Genomic DNA, 16,451 nt, shown 5'->3' with positions numbered 1-16,451 from the left:
TCCGGTGCTGCGTCGTCGCCCACGGGGGCGGGTCGTCGTCACCGTGTCTCGTTGCGTGTGTCGTGCTGCGCCGGGCCGCCCCGCGCCGCGGGGCCCCTCGCCCATCCTGCTAGGTCGTGGGCCGCGCCGTCGAGTCGCTCCCGGCCCTCGGTCGATCCGTCGGCTCCGCCGCGGCGCCGTCCCCGGGACCCACGACCTCGTCGCGGGCCCGGCCCCAGGCGGCGGCGACCCGCACGGCGTCGGCGGACGCCCGGACCGCGTGGACCCGCACGCACCACGCGCCCGACGCCGCGGCGAGGGTCGTGACCGCGGCGGTCGCGTCGTCGCGCAGGAGCGGCGGGACGGGCCGCCCGTCGGAGCGCGCGAGGAGGTGCCCGAGGAACCGCTTGCGGGACGCGCCCACGAGGACGGGCAGGCCCAGCGCCTCGAGCTCGCGCAGGCGCGCGAGCAGCGGCCAGTTCGACGACCCGGCCTTCGAGAAACCGAGACCCGGGTCGAGCACGACCTGCTCGCGCCGCACGCCCGCCGCGAGGAGCACGTCCACGCGCGCGGCAAGCTCGTCGCGCACGTCCGTGACGACGTCGTCGTAGTCCTCGAGGTCGTCCATGACGTCAGCGTGCCCGCGCCAGTGCATGCAGACGTAGGCGACGCCCGTGCGCGCGACGACGTCGGCCATCGCCGGGTCGGCGAGACCGCCGGAGACGTCGTTGACGAGCCGGGCGCCCGCCGCGACCGCGCGCTCCGCGACGACCGCGCGCGTCGTGTCGACGCTGACGACCGCCCCCTCGGCCGCGAGCGCGGAGATCACGGGGAGCACGCGCGCGAGCTCCGCCTCGACGGGCACCCGGCCCGCCCCGGGGCGGGTCGACTCCCCGCCGACGTCGAGGATGTCCGCGCCCTCGCCCAGCAGCTCGCGCCCGTGGGCGATCGCGGCGTCCGGCTCGAACCACTCGCCGCCGTCGGAGAACGAGTCGGGCGTGACGTTGACGACGCCCATGACGAGCGTGCGTCCGACGTCCGCGAGCTCCTCGAGCCCCGCGACCACGAACCGGTCCACGGGCCTAGCGCCCCAGGATGAGGCTCATCGCCTCGGCCCGCGTCGCGCCGTCTCGCATCTGGCCCCGCACCGCCGACGTGACGGTGCGCGCGCCGGGCTTGCGCACGCCGCGCATCGACATGCACAGGTGCTCGCACTCGACGACGACGATCGCGCCGCGCGGCTTGAGGTGCTCCACGAGCGCGTCCGCGACCTGCGACGTGAGCCGCTCCTGCACCTGCGGGCGGCGCGCGTACACCTCGACGAGGCGCGCGAGCTTCGACAGGCCCGTGATGCGGCCGTCCACGTTGGGGATGTACCCGACGTGCGCGACGCCGTGGAAGGGCACGAGGTGGTGCTCGCACGTCGAGTACACCTCGATGTCCTTGACGAGCACCATCTCCTCGTGGCCGAGGTCGAAGGTCGTCGTCAGGACGTCCGCGGCCTCCTGGCGCAGGCCCGCGAAGATCTCGCGGTACGCGCGCGCCACGCGGGCCGGCGTCTCGCGCAGCCCCTCGCGCTCCGGGTCCTCGCCGACGGCGAGCAGCAGCTCGCGGACGGCGGCCTCCGCGCGGTCCTGGTCGTACGGCGGGACGTCCGCGGGGGCGCGCAGGCCCTCCGCCGACCGGGCCGGCGTGATCGCTCCCGTGCCCGCCGAGGCGTCCGTGGGGGTGCCCATCAGTCCTGCCCCGGCTCGCGCACGTCCGTGACGTCCGTGGTCGTGTCGCGGCCGAGCGCGCGGTCCAGCGGGCTGTCCGCGGGCACCTCGCCGATCCGCTCCGGGGGGAGCTCGTCGTTCGCGGCCGCGGCCTCGTCCTGCGGGATCACGGGCGCGCCGTTCTGTGCCGCCTTCTCGGCGTCGGTGAGCACGGGCCCGCGCTGGGAGACGGCCCGCTGCTCGCTCGAGAGCCAGACGTCGCGCGGGGCGCGCTTCTCGACGGGGGAGAACACGCGCGCGAGCTCGGCCTGGTTCAGCGTCTCCTTCTCGAGGAGCTCGAGCACGAGGGCGTCGAGCACGTCGCGGTACTGCGTGAGCACCTCCCACGCCTCGTCGTGCGCGGCCTCGACGAGCTTGCGGACCTCGTGGTCCACCGTGCCCGCGACCGACTCCGAGTAGTCGCGCTGGTGGCCCATGTCGCGGCCGAGGAACGGCTCGCCCGAGCCGGAGCCGAGCTTGATCGCGCCGACGCGCTCGCTCATGCCGTACTCGGTGACCATCTTCCGCGCGATGGCGGTCGCCTTCTCGATGTCGTTCGAGGCGCCCGTCGTCGGGTCGTGGAACACGAGCTCCTCGGCGACGCGGCCGCCCATCGCGTACGCGAGCTGGTCGAGCAGCTCGTTGCGCGTCGTGGAGTACTTGTCCTCGGTCGGCATGACCATCGTGTACCCGAGGGCCCGGCCGCGCGGAAGGATCGTCACCTTCGTGACGGGGTCCGTGTAGCGCATGGCCGCCGCGACGAGGGCGTGGCCGCCCTCGTGGTACGCGGTGATCTTCTGCTCCTTGACGTTCATGACGCGCGTGCGCTTCTGCGGACCGGCGATCACGCGGTCGATCGCCTCGTCGAGCGCCCGGTCGTCGATGAGCTGCGCCCCGCTGCGGGCGGTGAGGAGCGCCGCCTCGTTGAGCACGTTCGCGAGGTCGGCACCGGTGAAGCCGGGCGTGCGACGCGCGACGGCCGCCAGGTCGATCTCGGGAACGATCGGCTTGCCCGCCGCGTGCACCCGCAGGATCGCCTCGCGACCCTTGAGGTCGGGCGCCTCGACCGCGATCTGGCGGTCGAAGCGGCCCGGGCGCAGGAGCGCCGGGTCGAGGATGTCGGGGCGGTTGGTCGCGGCGATGAGGATGACGTTCGTCTTGACGTCGAAGCCGTCCATCTCCACGAGGAGCTGGTTGAGCGTCTGCTCGCGCTCGTCGTGTCCGCCGCCCATGCCGGCGCCGCGGTGGCGGCCGACGGCGTCGATCTCGTCGACGAAGATGATCGCGGGCGAGTTCTCCTTGGCCTGGTTGAACAGGTCGCGGACACGGCTCGCGCCGACGCCGACGAACATCTCGACGAAGTCCGAGCCGGAGATCGAGTAGAACGGCACGCCCGCCTCGCCGGCGACGGCGCGCGCGAGCAGCGTCTTGCCCGTGCCGGGAGGGCCGTAGAGCAGGACGCCCTTGGGGATCTTCGCGCCGACGGCCTGGAACTTCTCCGAGTCGGAGAGGAACTCCTTGATCTCGTGGAGCTCCTCGACCGCCTCGTCGGCGCCCGCGACGTCCGCGAACGTCACCTGCGGGGTGTCCTTCGAGACGAGCTTGGCGCGCGACTTGCCGAAGCCCATGACGCGCGAGCCGCCGCCCTGCATGCGCGACAGCAGGAACCAGAACAGCACGCCGATGATGAGGAACGGGATGAGCAGCCCGAGCAGCGAGGACCAGAACGAGGGCTGCGCGACCTCGGAGTTGTACCCGTCCTTCGGCTCCGCGGCGACGACGGCGTCGACGACCGCCTCGCCCTGCGGCTGGACGTAGTAGAACTCGACGTTCTTGCCCTTGTTCTCCTCGGTGTCCGTGCCCTCGTCGGCCACGTAGTCCTCGGACAGCGTGAGACGCACGCGCTGGTCGCCGTCCACGATGAGAGCCTGCTCGACCGTGTCGCCCGAGAGCAGCTCGAGGCCCGCGGACGTGTCGATGCGCTGGACCGTGGGGCGCGACAACGTCGCGAACGCGATCCACAGGATCACGAGGCCCAGGACGATCCAGACGATCGGCCCACTGAGAATCTTCTTGATGTTCATCGGCGACGGGGCGTGCGCCCCGGATCCCTCCGCTCGCGCAAGTGTTCGGGCTCGAAACTACACTCTGGACCTTGGCGCCTGCTGGGGATCTTCCCCCTGTTCGCCCAGGGCGTGGTCCGTACTTCCTGAGCAGCTCCCTGGGCGGTCCGGGCGGGCTCGTGGCCCGCCGCCGCCCGGCTCAGCTCGAGTAGACGTGCGGCGCGAGCGTCCCGACGAACGGCAGGTTGCGGTACTTCTCCGCGTAGTCGAGGCCGTAGCCCACGACGAACTCGTTGGGGATGTCGAAGCCGACGTAGCGCACGTCGACCTCGGTCTTCGCCGCGTCGGGCTTGCGGAGCATCGCCGCGATCTCGACCGACGCCGGGCCGCGCGAGCGGAGGTTCGACAGCAGCCACGAGAGCGTGAGGCCCGAGTCGATGATGTCCTCGACGATGAGCACGTTGCGGCCGGTGAGGTCCGCGTCGAGGTCCTTGAGGATGCGCACGACGCCCGACGACTTGGTGCCCGAGCCGTACGACGACACGGCCATCCAGTCCATCTCGACGTGGCTGTGCAGGCGGCGCGCCAGGTCCGCCATGACCATGACGGCGCCCTTGAGCACGCCGACGAGCAGGAGGTCCTTGCCCGCGTAGTCACGGTCGATCTGCGCGGCGATCTCGTCGAGCCGCGCACCGAGCTGGTCCTCGGTGAGCAGGATGTTCTCGAGGTCGCCTGCGACGTCCGATGCTTCCACGGGGGTCACTCCTGAGCTGGGGGGAGGGGGGAGGTGCCGGCCCGGCGCGTTGGCCCCGGGCCCAGGGAAAGCCTGCCACACGCGCGCGACGCCCTGCGGTCGCCCGGGAGGTGCACCGGGCCCTGGCCGCGCCACGCGGTGACGAGCGCGTCGAGCGCGTCGACGTGGACGGCGAACAGGTCGCTCCCCGGGCACCCCGCGCGCAGCGCCGCGGACCGCAGCGCACGACGCCGCAGCGCCGGGTGCGCGGCGGCGAGCGGGCCGACGTCGAGCACGACCGTCGCGCGGGACGCCGCTCCCCCGCCGGGGCCGAGGTCCGCGCCGGGGGCGGGGTCCGCGCCGGGTGGGACGAGGGCCGCCGCGAGGAGGTCGGCCGCGAGCGCGTCGAGGAGGTCGGCGTCGTCGCGCAGGAGGTCGGCGCTGCGCGCGAGCGCGGGCACCGCGCCCGGGCCGAGGACGTCGACGAGCACCGGCACGACCCGCCCGCGGACCTGCGAGCGCAGCGGCGCGCCCGTGTTCGTGGGGTCGTCCCACCAGTCGAGCCCGAGCGTGCGGCACACCGCCTCGGTCTGCGTGCGCCGCAGGGCGAGGAACGGGCGCCGGTACGCCCCGCGCCGCGGCGCCATGCCCGCGAGCGAGCGCGCCCCCGCCCCGCGGGCGAGGCCGAGCAGCACCGTCTCGGCCTGGTCGTCGAGCGTGTGGCCCAGGAGCACCGCGCCGGCGCCGTGGGCCGCCGCGACGTCGTCGAGCGCGGCGTACCGGGCCGTCCGGGCGTGGGCCTCCGGGCCGTCGCCCGCCGTCGGGACGACGACGCGGCGCACCTCCACCGGGTCGAGCCCCAGGTCGCGGCACCGCTCGGCGGCGGCCGCCGCGACGGCGGCGCTGCCGTCCTGGAGCCCGTGGTCCACGACGACGGCGCCCGCCCGCAGCCCGAGGCGCGGCGCCACGAACGCGGTGGCGGCCGCGAGCGCCGTCGAGTCGGCGCCGCCGGAGCAGGCGACGAGCACCGTCGCCCCCGGGGGAAGGTCGGCGAGCACGCCGCGCACGGCGTGGCGCGCGGCGGCGACGACCGGCGCCGGACCGCCCACGGCTCAGCCGTGCACGCGGCGCACCCAGGCGCGCGCGTCGGCGATCTCGCGGGCCGTGGGCAGGTTCTCCGGGGAGGCCCACACGGCGTTGAAGCCGTCGCGCCCGACGTCCTTCTCGACGGCGCGGACGAACGCCGCCCCGTCGCGGTACTGGGCGATCTTGGCGTCCATGCCGAGCAGGCGCCGCAGCACCACGTCGAGGCCGGAGCTGCCCTCGCCGTCGCGCCGCGCGTCGAACTTGCGCCGGATGCTGCGCACGGTGCGCACGGTGCGGGGCCCGACGGCGTCCATCGCGACGTCCGCGTGGCCTTCCAGGAGCGCCATGACGGCCGTGACGTCGGCGAGCCGGTCCTGCTCCTCGGGCGTGAGGAGGCCGTCGAGGAGGGTCGTGCCCTCGCCGCGCACCGCGTGCAGGACGGCGCGCCCCACCGCGACGAGCTTGTCGCGCAGGCGGGCCTCGGCGAGGCGTCGCGACGACGCGGAGAGCTCGGTGAGGAGGTCGCCCGCGCGCGTGCGCAGGTGGTCCGCGAGCCACGGCGCCGCCGCGAACTGGAGGGCGTGCGTCTGCTCGTGCAGGCACACCCAGAGGCGGAAGTCGGCGGGCCGCAGGTCGAGCGCGCGCTCGACCTGGAGCACGTTGGGCGCGACGAGCACGAGCCGGCCGGGGCCCGCCCCTGCCGCGGCCTGCCCGCTGTACGGGTCGAACTGGCCGAGGACGCGGCTCGAGAGGACCGCGAGGACCGAGCCGACCTGCGCCGCGCCGACGAGGGCGGTCGCCTGCGGCACGCGCCCGCTCTCCCCCACGAGCGCCTCGGTGACGCCCGTGGTGAGCGACGCCATGATCTCGGTGTTGGCGCGCGCCCAGCGGGGCCGGTCCACGACGTGCACCGTGCCCAGCGTCTCCGGGGTCCCCGCGACGGGCGTCATGCGGGTCACGTCGAGCACGTGCGGGACGGCCTCCCCCGCCGCGGTGCGCAGCCCCTCGACGAGGTCGGCCAGCTCGGCGCGCGACGCCTGGGGCCCCGGGCGCGCGAGGCGCCCGGCGATCTGCGCGGCGGCGGACCAGTCGACGACCGACCGGTCGCCGCGCGACGGGCCGTGGGGTCGGCCGTCCTGCTCGACGAGAGTCACCGGCCCACGGTAACCCGCTCGCCCGGCCGACGGGTTCGAGGACGCCCGGAGGATATACTCTCGGGATATACAACGGGAGGTCGGCATGGTGCGCACGACGGTGTTCCGCAGCAACAGGACGCAGGCGGTCCGGCTGCCCAAGGCGGTCGCGCTGCCCGACGACGTCCGGGAGGTGGACGTCCGGGCCATCGGCCGGTCACGGGTCATCACCCCGGCCGGCTCCGGGTGGGACGAGTGGTTCGAGCACGGCCTGCGCGTCGGTCCCGGCTTCCTCGCCGACCGCGACCAGGGCACCGCGGACGAGCGCGAGGCCCTGTGAGCACCCTCTACCTGCTCGACACGAACGTGCTCGTCGCCCTCCTCCGCGGGCACGGCGCGGCCGCGCGTCCGAGGCTGCGCGAGGCAGAGGGGCGCGTCGCCGTCTCGACCGCGAGCGAGATGGAGCTGGAGTACGGCGTGGAGCGCTCGCAGGACCCGGCCCGCAACCGGCAGGCGGTCGACGAGCTGCTGTCGCTCGTCGACGTGCTGCCCTTCGACAGCCTGGCGGCGATGCACGCCGGCAGGGTCCGCGCCGTCCTCGCGGCCCGCGGCACCCCTGTCGGCCCGTACGACGCGCTCCTCGCCGGGCACGCCCGGTCGCTCGGGCTCGTGCTGGTGACCAACAACGTCCGCGAGTTCTCCCGCGTGCCCGGCCTCGAGGTCGAGGACTGGCTGGCGGACGCGACGCACGGCCCCTGAACCGGGAGCCCTCCCCCAGACGTGGCGCGGCCCGTCAGGCGCTGCAGCCGCACTCCGCGAGCGACGCGACGAAGTCGTCGAGGATCAGGCGCGCGCCGTAGGTGCCGCCGTCCGGGACGGCGTCGGCCATGAGGGAGAACACGAGGAGGCGGTCGTCCGCGGTGACGACCGTCCCGGCGAGCGACGTGACGTTCGGCAGGCTGCCGGTCTTCGCGCGCACGACGCCGCGGCCCGCGTTGGCGAGGTAGCGCTCGTCGAGCGTCCCGGACAGCCCCGCGACGGGCAGGCCCACCGCGCCGGGCCGCAGCCGCGGGTGCGCAGGGTCGGCCAGGAGGCCCACGACCTCGTCGAGCTGTGCGGGCGTGACGACGGAGCCGTCGCCGAGCCCGGACAGGTCCGCGAGCGTCGCGCCCGTGAGGTCGACGCCGAGGCCCTCGACCGCCGCCCGCACGGCCTGGGTCGCGCCGGCACCCGAGCCGGGCAGGCCCGCGTCGAGCGCGACGACCCGGCCGACGACCTCGGTGATGGTGTTGTCCGAGTGCTGGAGCAGGTACGCGACGACGTCGCCGAGCGGGGCGGACTCCACCTCGCCCACCGTGCGACCCTCGCTCGGCGCCGGCGCTCGCACGACGTCCCCGGAGACGGTGACGCCCTCCTGCGCGAGCGCGGCCACGAACGCGTCGGCCGCGGCGAGGGCCGGGTCCTCCGCGCGCGGCGCGTACTCCTCGTCGGTGAGGCGCGCGATGTTCACCGCGAGCGCCGCGACGGGCGCGACGTAGCCGTTGCGCACGCTGGCCGGGTCGACGGTCGGCGCGACCGCGGGCCCGGTGAACAGCGTGTCGTCGAGGCGCAGCGAGATCGTCGTGCGTCCCGTCAGCCGCAGCTCGCCCGCGACCTGCGCGGCCAGGTCGCCGAGCCCGGCCCGGCCGTTGACCGCCGTCGGGTCCCCGGCACCCGCCGCGAGCATCATGTCGCCCCCGCCCACGAGGTACACCGTCTCCTGCCCCTCGAGGACGGCCCGGGTGGGCAGCGTGGTGTGCGCTCCCGGCGAGGTGAGCGCCGCCGCGGCGGTGAACGTCTTGAGGGTCGACGCCGGGACGTGCCCCACGCTCTCGCCGGCGGCGCCCAGCACGTCGCCCGTCACCGCGTCGGTCACGAGGACGCCCACGCGCGGGCCGAGCCGCGTGTCCGCGACGAGCCCGTCCACGAGCGCCTGCACCGCGCCGGTCGCGGGGACGGGCGCCGCGTCGTCGAGCGCCGGCAGCTCCACCTCGAGCGGCGGGGCGGCGGCCGCACCCGGCGCCTGCGGGAACGGCGGCGGCTCCGGGACGGGCGGCTCGAGCGTCAGCACGCCGGGGACGACGTCGTACGCGTCCGCCACGGCGTACCCGCCCGCGAGCGCGAGCACCACGCCGACGGCCACGCCCGTGCGCGTCGCCCAGCCCATACCTCTCCCTCGGTCCGCCCCGGCCGCCGGGGCGCGTCGTCCTCGTGCCCGTCCCGACCGGTCGCCGGTCGCCCGACCCGCCCCCCGGGCCCGCGGGCACGTGCGCATTATCACTCACGGCGTCGCCCGCCCAGGGCCGTACGGACTCTTGTGGGCGGACGTCCCGTGTCACACTAGTTCCCGCACGACGGCGTCGTCCGTCGATCATCCGACACCAGCCACCGCCCGAGCGCCGCGGTGCCGGTACGACTGGAGGAAGCAGTGGAGTTCGACGTCACGATCGAGATCCCCAAGGGGCAGCGCAACAAGTACGAGGTGGACCACGCGACCGGTCGCATCCGCCTCGACCGCATGCTCTTCACCTCGACCCGCTACCCCGACGACTACGGGTTCATCGAGGGGACGCTCGGCGAGGACGGCGACCCGCTGGACGCCCTCGTGCTGCTCGAGGAGCCCACGTTCCCGGGCTGCCTGATCCGCTGCCGCGCGCTAGGCATGTTCCGCATGCGCGACGAGGCCGGCGGCGACGACAAGGTGCTGTGCGTCCCGACGGGCGACCAGCGTGCCGCGTGGCGCCAGGACATCGACGACGTGTCCGACTTCCACCGCCTGGAGATCCAGCACTTCTTCGAGGTCTACAAAGACCTGGAGCCCGGCAAGTCCGTCGAGGGCGCGCACTGGGTCGGCCGCGCCGACGCCGAGGCCGAGATCGAGCGCTCCCTGCAGCGCGCCATCGACTCCGGGTACCACACGCCGGGCCACTGACCGGCTCGTCCCCCCGTACGACGGCGGCCGTCCACCTCACGAGGTGGGCGGCCGCCGTCGCGCGTCGCGGGCTACGGTCGGCCCGCGTACGGCATCGCGTCGGCCCAGCGCATCGCGACCTCGTGCACGGGGCTGCCGGGCTGCCGCGCCTCGATCATCATCCCGCCGCCGGTGTACATCGCGACGTGGCGGATGGTCGACGGGTTCGACGTGTCGTTGGCGTAGAAGATGAGGTCGCCGGGCCGGAGCCGGTCGTAGGAGATCTTCTGCACGCGCTGGTACTGCGAGCGCGACGTCCGGGTGATGTCGACGCCCGCGGCGGCCCACGCGCGGGACGTGAGGCCCGAGCAGTCGTAGCCCGGCCCGGTGCCGCCGAACACGTACGGCGCGCCGATCTTCGTGCGCGCCCACGCGACGGCGGCCTGACCCTGGGCGCCGTTCCCCACGCCCGTGCCGGGCGGCGGCGTGACCACGGGCGGCGGGGCGGGAGCAGGCGGAGGCGCCGGAGCCGGGGCAGGCGCTGGGGCGGGAGCCGGCGCCGGGGCGGGAGCGGGGGCCGGAGCCGGTGCCGGTGCCGGGACGGGAGCCGGGTTCTGCGCGGCCGGGGCGGACGGCGCGGCCGGGGCGGCCGGGGCGGACGGGGCGGACGGCGCCGCCGCCGGCGTCCCCGCAGCGGGCGGCGCGACCCGCTCCCGGGCCGCGCTCTCGCGCGCGCTCGCGGCCTGCGCGTCGAGCGCGTCCTGGCGCTCCCGCTCGACGTCGACGCTCGTGGCCCGGGCCTGCGCGAGCTCGGCGAGCAGCGTCTCCCGGCGCGCCGCGGACTCCTGCACGGCCTCGTCGAGCGCCCCGGAGGAGACCTGGGCGGCGGCCAGCGCGTCGCGCGCGCGGTCCTCGACCTCGGCCTGGTGCGCGAGCGCCGCGTCGGCCCGCGCGCGGGCCGTCCCGGCGACGGCGCGCGCCGTCGCGTGCGTCTCGACCGCACGGCCGGCGGTGCGGCCCGCGACGCGCTCGGCGTTCTCGCGCGCGACGACCTGCTCGACGCCGTCCGCGTCCAGGACCGTCCGCAGCGCGTCGAGCTCCGTCGAGCCCTGGCGTGACGCGCGGAAGAGGGCGCCGACGGAGGCCCGCGCGTCGGACTCGCCCGACCGGGCCGTCGCGAGCGCCGCCTGGGCGTCGCGCACCTCCGCGTCGGCGGCCTCGAGCTCGCCCTGCGCCGCGGCGTACTCCTCCGCCGCCGTCTCGACGGCCGCGACCGCGGACGCGTGCCGGTCGCGCAGCGCCGCGAGCTCCCGCTCGACCGTCGCCACGTCCCGTGACGCGCCGTCGGCGGCCTCGCGCGCGGCGCGCACGTCGTCGTCCGACGGCGCGGACGACGCGGTCGGGGCGAGGCCCACGCCGAGCGCGAGCACGAGCGCTCCGGCGGCCCCCGCCACGGCGACACGACGGCACGGCGCGCTCCGGGTCACGCGGTTCATCAACCCCTCCTCGGCGTGTCTCGTTGACAGCACTCGCACGAGTCTGCCCGGGACGCCCGCTTCGCGCGATCCGAGCAGTCGCGGACTTCTCACAATGTGGTCTCGCATGCTGAGAAGGGCCTACCGGGTTGCCGACGACGCGCCTAGCCTCGGCCTCATGTCCCGTCGAATGTGTCGCTGACCCGAGCGCACGTTCGCCTGCCCGCGAGCCGTCGTCGACGACGCCCTCGCCGCGGCATCCCGTCCCGCGTGCGCCTCTCGCCGCGGTCGACGACCCCGTCCCCGCCGCACCCGCCCCGGTGCACCCTCACGCCGCCGTCCCACCCCACCCGCAGGAGAGCAACCATGAGCACCGACACCGACACCGCCCCCGCCTGGTCCTTCGAGACGCGCCAGGTCCACGCCGGCCAGACCGCCGACCCGACGACCGGCGCCCGCGCGCTCCCGATCTACCAGACCACGTCGTTCGTCTTCCCGGACGCCTCGGTCGCAGCCGACCGGTTCGCGCTCAAGGACCTCGGCCCGATCTACACGCGCATCGGCAACCCGACGCAGGAGGTCGTGGAGAACCGCATCGCCTCGCTCGAGGGCGGCGTCGGCGCGCTGCTCCTCGCGTCCGGGCAGGCCGCGACGACGTTCGCGATCCTCAACGTCGCCGAGGCGGGCGACCACGTCGTCGCCTCCCCGAGCCTGTACGGCGGCACCTACAACCTCCTGCAGTACTCGCTCGCCAAGCTCGGAGTCGAGACGACGTTCGTCGCCGACCCGCACGACCCGCAGGCCTGGCGCGACGCCGTGCGCCCGAACACCAAGCTGTTCTTCGGCGAGACGATCCCGAACCCGCAGGCCGACGTCCTCGACATCGAGGCCGTCGCGGCGGTCGCGCACGAGGTCGGTGTCCCGCTGATCGTCGACAACACGGTCGCCACGCCCTACCTGCTGCGCCCGCTCGAGCACGGGGCGGACGTCGTCGTGCACTCCGCGACGAAGTACCTCGGCGGCCACGGCTCCGCGATCGGCGGCGTGATCGTCGACGGCGGCACGTTCGACTACGCGGCGCACCCGGAGCGGTTCCCGAACTACAACACGCCCGACCCCTCGTACAACGGTCTCGTCTACGCGCGCGACCTCGGCGTGGGCGGCATCCTCGGTGCCAACCTCGCGTACGTGCTCAAGGCGCGCGTCCAGCTCCTGCGCGACCTGGGCTCGGCGATCTCGCCCTTCAACGCGTTCCTCATCGCGCAGGGCATCGAGACGCTGTCGCTCCGCGTCGAGCGCCACGTCGCCAACGCGCAGAAGGTCGCCGAGTGGCTCGAGGCGCGCGACGACGTCCGGACCGTCCACTACGCGGGCCTGCCCTCGAGCCCGTGGCACGCGAACGCGCAGAAGTACCTGCCGCGCGGCGCGGGCGCGGTCCTCGCGTTCGAGCTCGACGGCGGCAGCGAGGCCGGGCAGGCGTTCGTCTCCGCGCTGCAGCTCCACTCGAACGTGGCGAACATCGGCGACGTCCGGTCGCTCGTCATCCACCCGGCGTCGACGACGCACGCCCAGCTCAGCCCCGAGGAGCAGGCGAAGTCCGGCGTGACGCCGGGCCTGGTCCGCCTCGCGGTCGGCATCGAGCACGTCGACGACATCCTCGCCGACCTCGAGCTCGGGTTCACCGCCGCCAAGTCGGCGCTGGGCTCCTGACCGGCCGACGACGGGCGCGGCGATGACGGATCTGGACAGCCGGGGCGCCCTGGGCGCCCCGGCCGTACAGTGGCCGACGGTGACCCCGGTGAACGACGAGCTCCTCTCCCCCGCCCCCGACGCCCGCTCCGGCGCGCGGCCGGGTGACTCGTCGACGCACGGCGTGGCGCCGTCGCGCGCGCGGGTCAAGGCCCCGGTGCCGGCGACCGGGGCGTGGCGCGAGGGCGACCCGGCGGGCCGGCGACGCTTCGCCGACGTCGGCACGTTCGACCTCGAGTCCGGCGCCCGCCTGCCCGACGTCCGGGTCGCGTACGAGACGTGGGGCACGCTCGCGCCCGACGGGTCGAACGCCGTCCTCGTGCTGCACGCCCTCACCGGCGACTCGCACGTGAGCGGCCCCGCCGGCCCGGGGCACGTCACCGCGGGCTGGTGGGAGTCGCTCGTCGGGCCCGGCGCCCCGATCGACACCGACCGCTGGTTCGTCGTCGCGCCCAACGTGCTCGGCGGCTGCCAGGGCACCACCGGACCGGCGTCGACCGCGCCCGACGGCCGCCCGTGGGGCAGCCGGTTCCCGCGCGTCACGACGCGCGACCAGGTCGCGGTCGAGATCGAGCTCGCCCGGACGCTCGGCGTCACCTCGTGGGCGTTCGTCGTCGGCGCCTCGATGGGCGGGCACCGCGTGCTGGAGTGGGCGCTCCTCGGGCCCGAGGCCGGGGTCGACGTCGTCTCGCTCGCCGCGATCGCGACCGCCGCCCAGACCACGGGCGACCAGATCGCCTGGGCCCACCCGCAGCTCGGCGCTGTCCGCGCCGACCCGGGCTTCCGCGGCGGCGACTACTACGACGCCGCGGACGGCGACGGCCCGCACGTCGGGCTCGGCATCGCCCGGCAGATCGCGCACGCGACCTACCGGTCCGCGCGCGAGCTCGACGACCGCTTCGGCCGGCTGCCGCAGGGCGGCGAGGACCCGTTCACCGACGGCCGCTACGCCGTGCAGTCCTACCTCGACCACCACGGGGACAAGCTCGCGCGGCGGTTCGACGCGAACTCGTACGTCGTGCTCACCGAGTCGATGCTCACGCACGACCTCGGGCGCGACCGCGGTGGCGTCGAGGCGGCGCTCGCGCAGATCACCGCGCACGCGCTCGTCGTCGCCGTCGACACGGACCGGCTGTTCCTCCCCGCCGACTGCGCGCGCATCGCCGCCGGCATCCCCGGCGCCGAGCCCCTGCGGACGCTCACGAGCGACTTCGGGCACGACGGCTTCCTCATCGAGTTCGACCAGCTCGGACCGATCGTCGCCGACTTCCTCGGCGAGCGGGCGCGCGTGCGCGACTGACGCACTCCCCGTCGAGGCAGGTCCTGGGGGGATCCTCCCGAGCGGGCCCCGTGGTCGGAGGACGGGCCGGACCGTAGGTTGGTCCCATGCTCGCCGCCTACGCCGACCGCACCGACCCCGACGACCCCCTGGCCGGCCTCGTCGTCGGGGACCGCCCCGAGCCCGCGTCCCGCGAGCACTGGACCACGGTCGACGTGCGCGCCGCGTCGCTCAACCACCACGACCTCTGGTCGCTGCGCGGCGTCGGGCTGCCCGCCGACCGCCTGCCCATGATCCTCGGGACCGACGCCGCGGGCGTCGCCCCCGACGGCTCCGAGGTCGTCGTGCACGCCGTGGTCGGTGCGGACGGGCACGGTGTCGGGCCCACCGAGCGTCGATCCCTGCTGTCCGAGCGGTACCCGGGCACGCTCGCGGAGCGCGTCGCCGTCCCGACCCACAACCTCGTCCCCAAGCCGCCCGAGCTGACCTTCGTCGAGGCCGCGTGCGTCCCGACGGCGTGGCTCACGGCCTACCGCATGCTCTTCACCGCCGGTGGCGCCGCCCCCGGGGACCGCGTCCTCGTGCAGGGCGCGGGCGGCGGGGTCGCGACGGCGGCCGTCGCGCTCGGCGCCGCCGCGGGGCTCGAGACGTGGGTGACCTCCCGCTCCGCGGCGAAGCGCGCCGGAGCGGCCCGCCTCGGGGCGGCGGCGACGTTCGAGCCCGGCGCCCGCCTGCCCGCGCCCGTCGACGTCGTCGTCGAGACGGTCGGGCAGGCCACGTGGAGCCACTCGCTGCGGTCCGTGCGACCGGGCGGCACCGTCGTCGTGGCGGGCGCCACGAGCGGCGACGCGTCGCCCGCCGAGCTCACACGCGTGTTCTTCCACGAGATCCGCGTGCAGGGCGTGACCATGGGCTCGCGCGACGACCTCGCCGCGCTCCTGCGGTTCCTCGCACGGAGCGAGGTGCGCCCCGTCGTCGACCAGGTGCTCCCCCTCGACCGCGCGCGCGACGGCCTCGCGCGGCTCGCGGCCGGCGACCACTTCGGCAAGGTGGTGCTCACGCCGTGACGTCCGCGGCCTGGGCCCCCGACGTGCTCGGGGCAGAGTTCGAGCAGCGCACCGTCGAGCTGGAGCCCGACGACGAGGGCGACGTCGTCGTCACGGTCGTCCGGCACGTCCCGCCGACGGACGAGCCCCTGCGCCCCGCGCGCGCGGTGCTCTACCTCCACGGCTGGAGCGACTACTTCTTCCAGACCGAGCTCGCCCAGACCTGGCACGGCCTCGGCGCGGCGTTCTACGCCGTCGACCTGCGCAAGTACGGTCGCAGCCTGCGCCCGCACCAGACCCCCGGGTACGCGGACCACCTCGAGGAGTACGACGCCGACATCGCCGCCGCGCTGGACGTCGTGCGGGAGGACCTCGGGGCGCACGTCGCGATCATGCTCATGGGGCACTCGACCGGCGGTCTCGTCGCGGCGCTGTGGGCGCACCGGCACCCCGGCGTCGTGCGTGGCCTGGTGCTCAACAGCCCGTGGCTGGAGCTGCAGGGGTCGTCGGTCGCGCGGACCGTCTCCGGCCCCGCGATCCGCCAGCTCGCCCGCTTCCAGCCCCGTGCCCCGCTCCCCAACGTCGATCCCGGCTACTACGCCCGGACGCTCCGGGACCGGGAGGACGGCACGTGGACCATCGACGACGCGTGGCGCCCCGTCCCGTCGTTCCCCGTCCGCGCGGGATGGCTGCGCGCGATCATCTCCGGCCACGCGCGCGTCGCGGCCGGCCTGGCGATCGACTGCCCCGTGCTCGTGCTGCTCGCCGAGAGGTCGCTGTTCAGCACGCGGTGGACGGAGGACATGCGCGCCGCAGACATCGTGCTCGACGTCGAGCCGCTCGCCCGCCGGGCCTCGCACCTGGGTAGCGTCGTCACCCTGGTACGTATCCCTGGCGGCATGCACGACCTGTCGCTCTCGGCACCGGAGCCCCGGGCACGCTTCTACGCGGAGATCGTTCGGTGGTCGGCGGCGTACGGCTGGTCCTGAGCGACACTCGTCCGCTCTCACATCCTCGTTCGCCCGTCCGTGCGGGCCGACGACGTCCCAGGACGTGCAGGCACCGGCGCGTCCGTCGCGTGGTGAGGGGGCATGCGGAAATGCCGAAGGCCCACCCCGTGTGGGGTGGGCCTTCGGTGAAGGGTTGTCCGGCGGCGTCCTACTCTCCCACCCCGTCTCCAGGGCAGTACCATCGGCGCTGAAGG

General features: G+C 75.3%; 15 protein-coding genes. 7 read left to right on the top strand and 8 right to left on the bottom strand.

All coding sequences use genetic code 11. The features are described 5' to 3' along the window. Window positions 1-109 precede the first annotated feature (109 nt). The 6 genes from folP to RDI86_RS13235 all read right to left on the bottom strand — a co-directional run bounded on the left by folP (window position 110) and on the right by RDI86_RS13235 (window position 6,769). Window positions 110-997: a dihydropteroate synthase gene (gene folP / locus RDI86_RS13260; protein ID WP_082774821.1), complete on the bottom strand. Its 888-nt coding sequence runs from the start codon at window positions 995-997 to the stop codon at window positions 110-112. A gap of 64 nt (window positions 998-1,061) precedes the next feature. Then, window positions 1,062-1,715, bottom strand: a complete 654-nt coding sequence (gene folE, locus RDI86_RS13255; protein WP_308821566.1) for a GTP cyclohydrolase I FolE — start codon at window positions 1,713-1,715, stop codon at window positions 1,062-1,064. After that, window positions 1,715-3,817 carry an ATP-dependent zinc metalloprotease FtsH gene (gene ftsH, locus RDI86_RS13250; protein WP_043659730.1) on the bottom strand — a complete coding sequence of 701 codons (2,103 nt, stop codon included), beginning with the start codon at window positions 3,815-3,817 and terminating at the stop codon, window positions 1,715-1,717. The genes folE and ftsH overlap by 1 nt, the downstream gene beginning before the upstream one ends. A 178-nt stretch (window positions 3,818-3,995) precedes the next feature. Next, window positions 3,996-4,550, bottom strand: coding sequence for a hypoxanthine phosphoribosyltransferase (gene hpt, locus RDI86_RS13245; protein ID WP_021479810.1), 555 nt, complete (start codon window positions 4,548-4,550; stop codon window positions 3,996-3,998). 5 nt (window positions 4,551-4,555) lie between these two features. Beyond that, window positions 4,556-5,638, bottom strand: coding sequence for a tRNA lysidine(34) synthetase TilS (gene tilS, locus RDI86_RS13240; protein ID WP_308821565.1), 1,083 nt, complete (start codon window positions 5,636-5,638; stop codon window positions 4,556-4,558). Between the two features lie 3 nt (window positions 5,639-5,641). Further along, window positions 5,642-6,769, bottom strand: a complete 1,128-nt coding sequence (locus RDI86_RS13235; protein WP_232322706.1) for a zinc-dependent metalloprotease — start codon at window positions 6,767-6,769, stop codon at window positions 5,642-5,644. 85 nt (window positions 6,770-6,854) lie between these two features. Between RDI86_RS13235 and vapB the strand changes: the two genes are divergently transcribed. Together vapB and RDI86_RS13225 are read left to right on the top strand one after the other, a co-directional pair. After that, entirely contained in the window at window positions 6,855-7,088 is a 234-nt protein-coding gene (gene vapB, locus RDI86_RS13230; protein WP_009863886.1) for a type II toxin-antitoxin system VapB family antitoxin, read from the top strand. Further along, entirely contained in the window at window positions 7,085-7,507 is a 423-nt protein-coding gene (locus tag RDI86_RS13225; RefSeq protein ID WP_009863887.1) for a PIN domain-containing protein, read from the top strand. The genes vapB and RDI86_RS13225 overlap by 4 nt, the downstream gene beginning before the upstream one ends. 34 nt (window positions 7,508-7,541) lie before the next feature. Here the strand turns inward: RDI86_RS13225 and dacB are convergent, their stop codons facing one another. Next, window positions 7,542-8,954, bottom strand: a complete 1,413-nt coding sequence (gene dacB / locus RDI86_RS13220) for a D-alanyl-D-alanine carboxypeptidase/D-alanyl-D-alanine-endopeptidase (protein WP_061269268.1) — start codon at window positions 8,952-8,954, stop codon at window positions 7,542-7,544. Between the two features lie 261 nt (window positions 8,955-9,215). On the opposite strand from dacB, the gene RDI86_RS13215 reads away from it, so the two are divergent. After that, window positions 9,216-9,719, top strand: a complete 504-nt coding sequence (locus RDI86_RS13215) for an inorganic diphosphatase (protein WP_034655165.1) — start codon at window positions 9,216-9,218, stop codon at window positions 9,717-9,719. Window positions 9,720-9,790: 71 nt separating this feature from the next. Here RDI86_RS13215 and RDI86_RS13210 read toward each other — a convergent pair whose 3' ends face one another. After that, a complete protein-coding gene (locus tag RDI86_RS13210) occupies window positions 9,791-11,194 on the bottom strand; it encodes a C40 family peptidase (protein ID WP_308821564.1) in 1,404 nt (467 codons plus the stop codon). A gap of 345 nt (window positions 11,195-11,539) precedes the next feature. Between RDI86_RS13210 and RDI86_RS13205 the strand changes: the two genes are divergently transcribed. The 4 genes from RDI86_RS13205 to RDI86_RS13190 all read left to right on the top strand — a co-directional run bounded on the left by RDI86_RS13205 (window position 11,540) and on the right by RDI86_RS13190 (window position 16,236). Then, window positions 11,540-12,883 carry a bifunctional o-acetylhomoserine/o-acetylserine sulfhydrylase gene (locus RDI86_RS13205; protein WP_308821563.1) on the top strand — a complete coding sequence of 448 codons (1,344 nt, stop codon included), beginning with the start codon at window positions 11,540-11,542 and terminating at the stop codon, window positions 12,881-12,883. A 79-nt stretch (window positions 12,884-12,962) separates the two neighbouring features. After that, window positions 12,963-14,222 carry a homoserine O-acetyltransferase gene (locus tag RDI86_RS13200; protein WP_374990536.1) on the top strand — a complete coding sequence of 420 codons (1,260 nt, stop codon included), beginning with the start codon at window positions 12,963-12,965 and terminating at the stop codon, window positions 14,220-14,222. 86 nt (window positions 14,223-14,308) lie between these two features. Further along, window positions 14,309-15,268, top strand: a complete 960-nt coding sequence (locus RDI86_RS13195) for a zinc-binding dehydrogenase (protein ID WP_061269467.1) — start codon at window positions 14,309-14,311, stop codon at window positions 15,266-15,268. Beyond that, window positions 15,265-16,236: an alpha/beta hydrolase gene (locus RDI86_RS13190; RefSeq protein WP_308821562.1), complete on the top strand. Its 972-nt coding sequence runs from the start codon at window positions 15,265-15,267 to the stop codon at window positions 16,234-16,236. The genes RDI86_RS13195 and RDI86_RS13190 overlap by 4 nt, the downstream gene beginning before the upstream one ends. The last annotated feature ends 215 nt before the right edge of the window (window positions 16,237-16,451 follow it).

The organism is Cellulosimicrobium sp. XJ-DQ-B-000 (genome assembly GCF_031119065.1).
Taxonomy (GTDB): Bacteria; Actinomycetota; Actinomycetes; order Actinomycetales; family Cellulomonadaceae; genus Cellulosimicrobium; species Cellulosimicrobium funkei.
This window is presented reverse-complemented; position numbering and strand designations above follow the sequence as displayed.

Excerpts from the sequence above, each read along its gene's own strand:
- RDI86_RS13205 (WP_308821563.1), top strand. The coding sequence starts at position 11,540 with ATGAGCACCGACACCGACACCGCCCCCGCCTGGTCCTTCGAGACGCGC.
- vapB (WP_009863886.1), top strand. The coding sequence starts at position 6,855 with ATGGTGCGCACGACGGTGTTCCGCAGCAACAGGACGCAGGCGGTCCGG.
- folE (WP_308821566.1), bottom strand. The coding sequence starts at position 1,715 with ATGGGCACCCCCACGGACGCCTCGGCGGGCACGGGAGCGATCACGCCG.
- ftsH (WP_043659730.1), bottom strand. The coding sequence starts at position 3,817 with ATGAACATCAAGAAGATTCTCAGTGGGCCGATCGTCTGGATCGTCCTG.
- RDI86_RS13195 (WP_061269467.1), top strand. The coding sequence starts at position 14,309 with ATGCTCGCCGCCTACGCCGACCGCACCGACCCCGACGACCCCCTGGCC.
- RDI86_RS13210 (WP_308821564.1), bottom strand. The coding sequence starts at position 11,194 with ATGAACCGCGTGACCCGGAGCGCGCCGTGCCGTCGTGTCGCCGTGGCG.
- folP (WP_082774821.1), bottom strand. The coding sequence starts at position 997 with ATGGGCGTCGTCAACGTCACGCCCGACTCGTTCTCCGACGGCGGCGAG.
- dacB (WP_061269268.1), bottom strand. The coding sequence starts at position 8,954 with ATGGGCTGGGCGACGCGCACGGGCGTGGCCGTCGGCGTGGTGCTCGCG.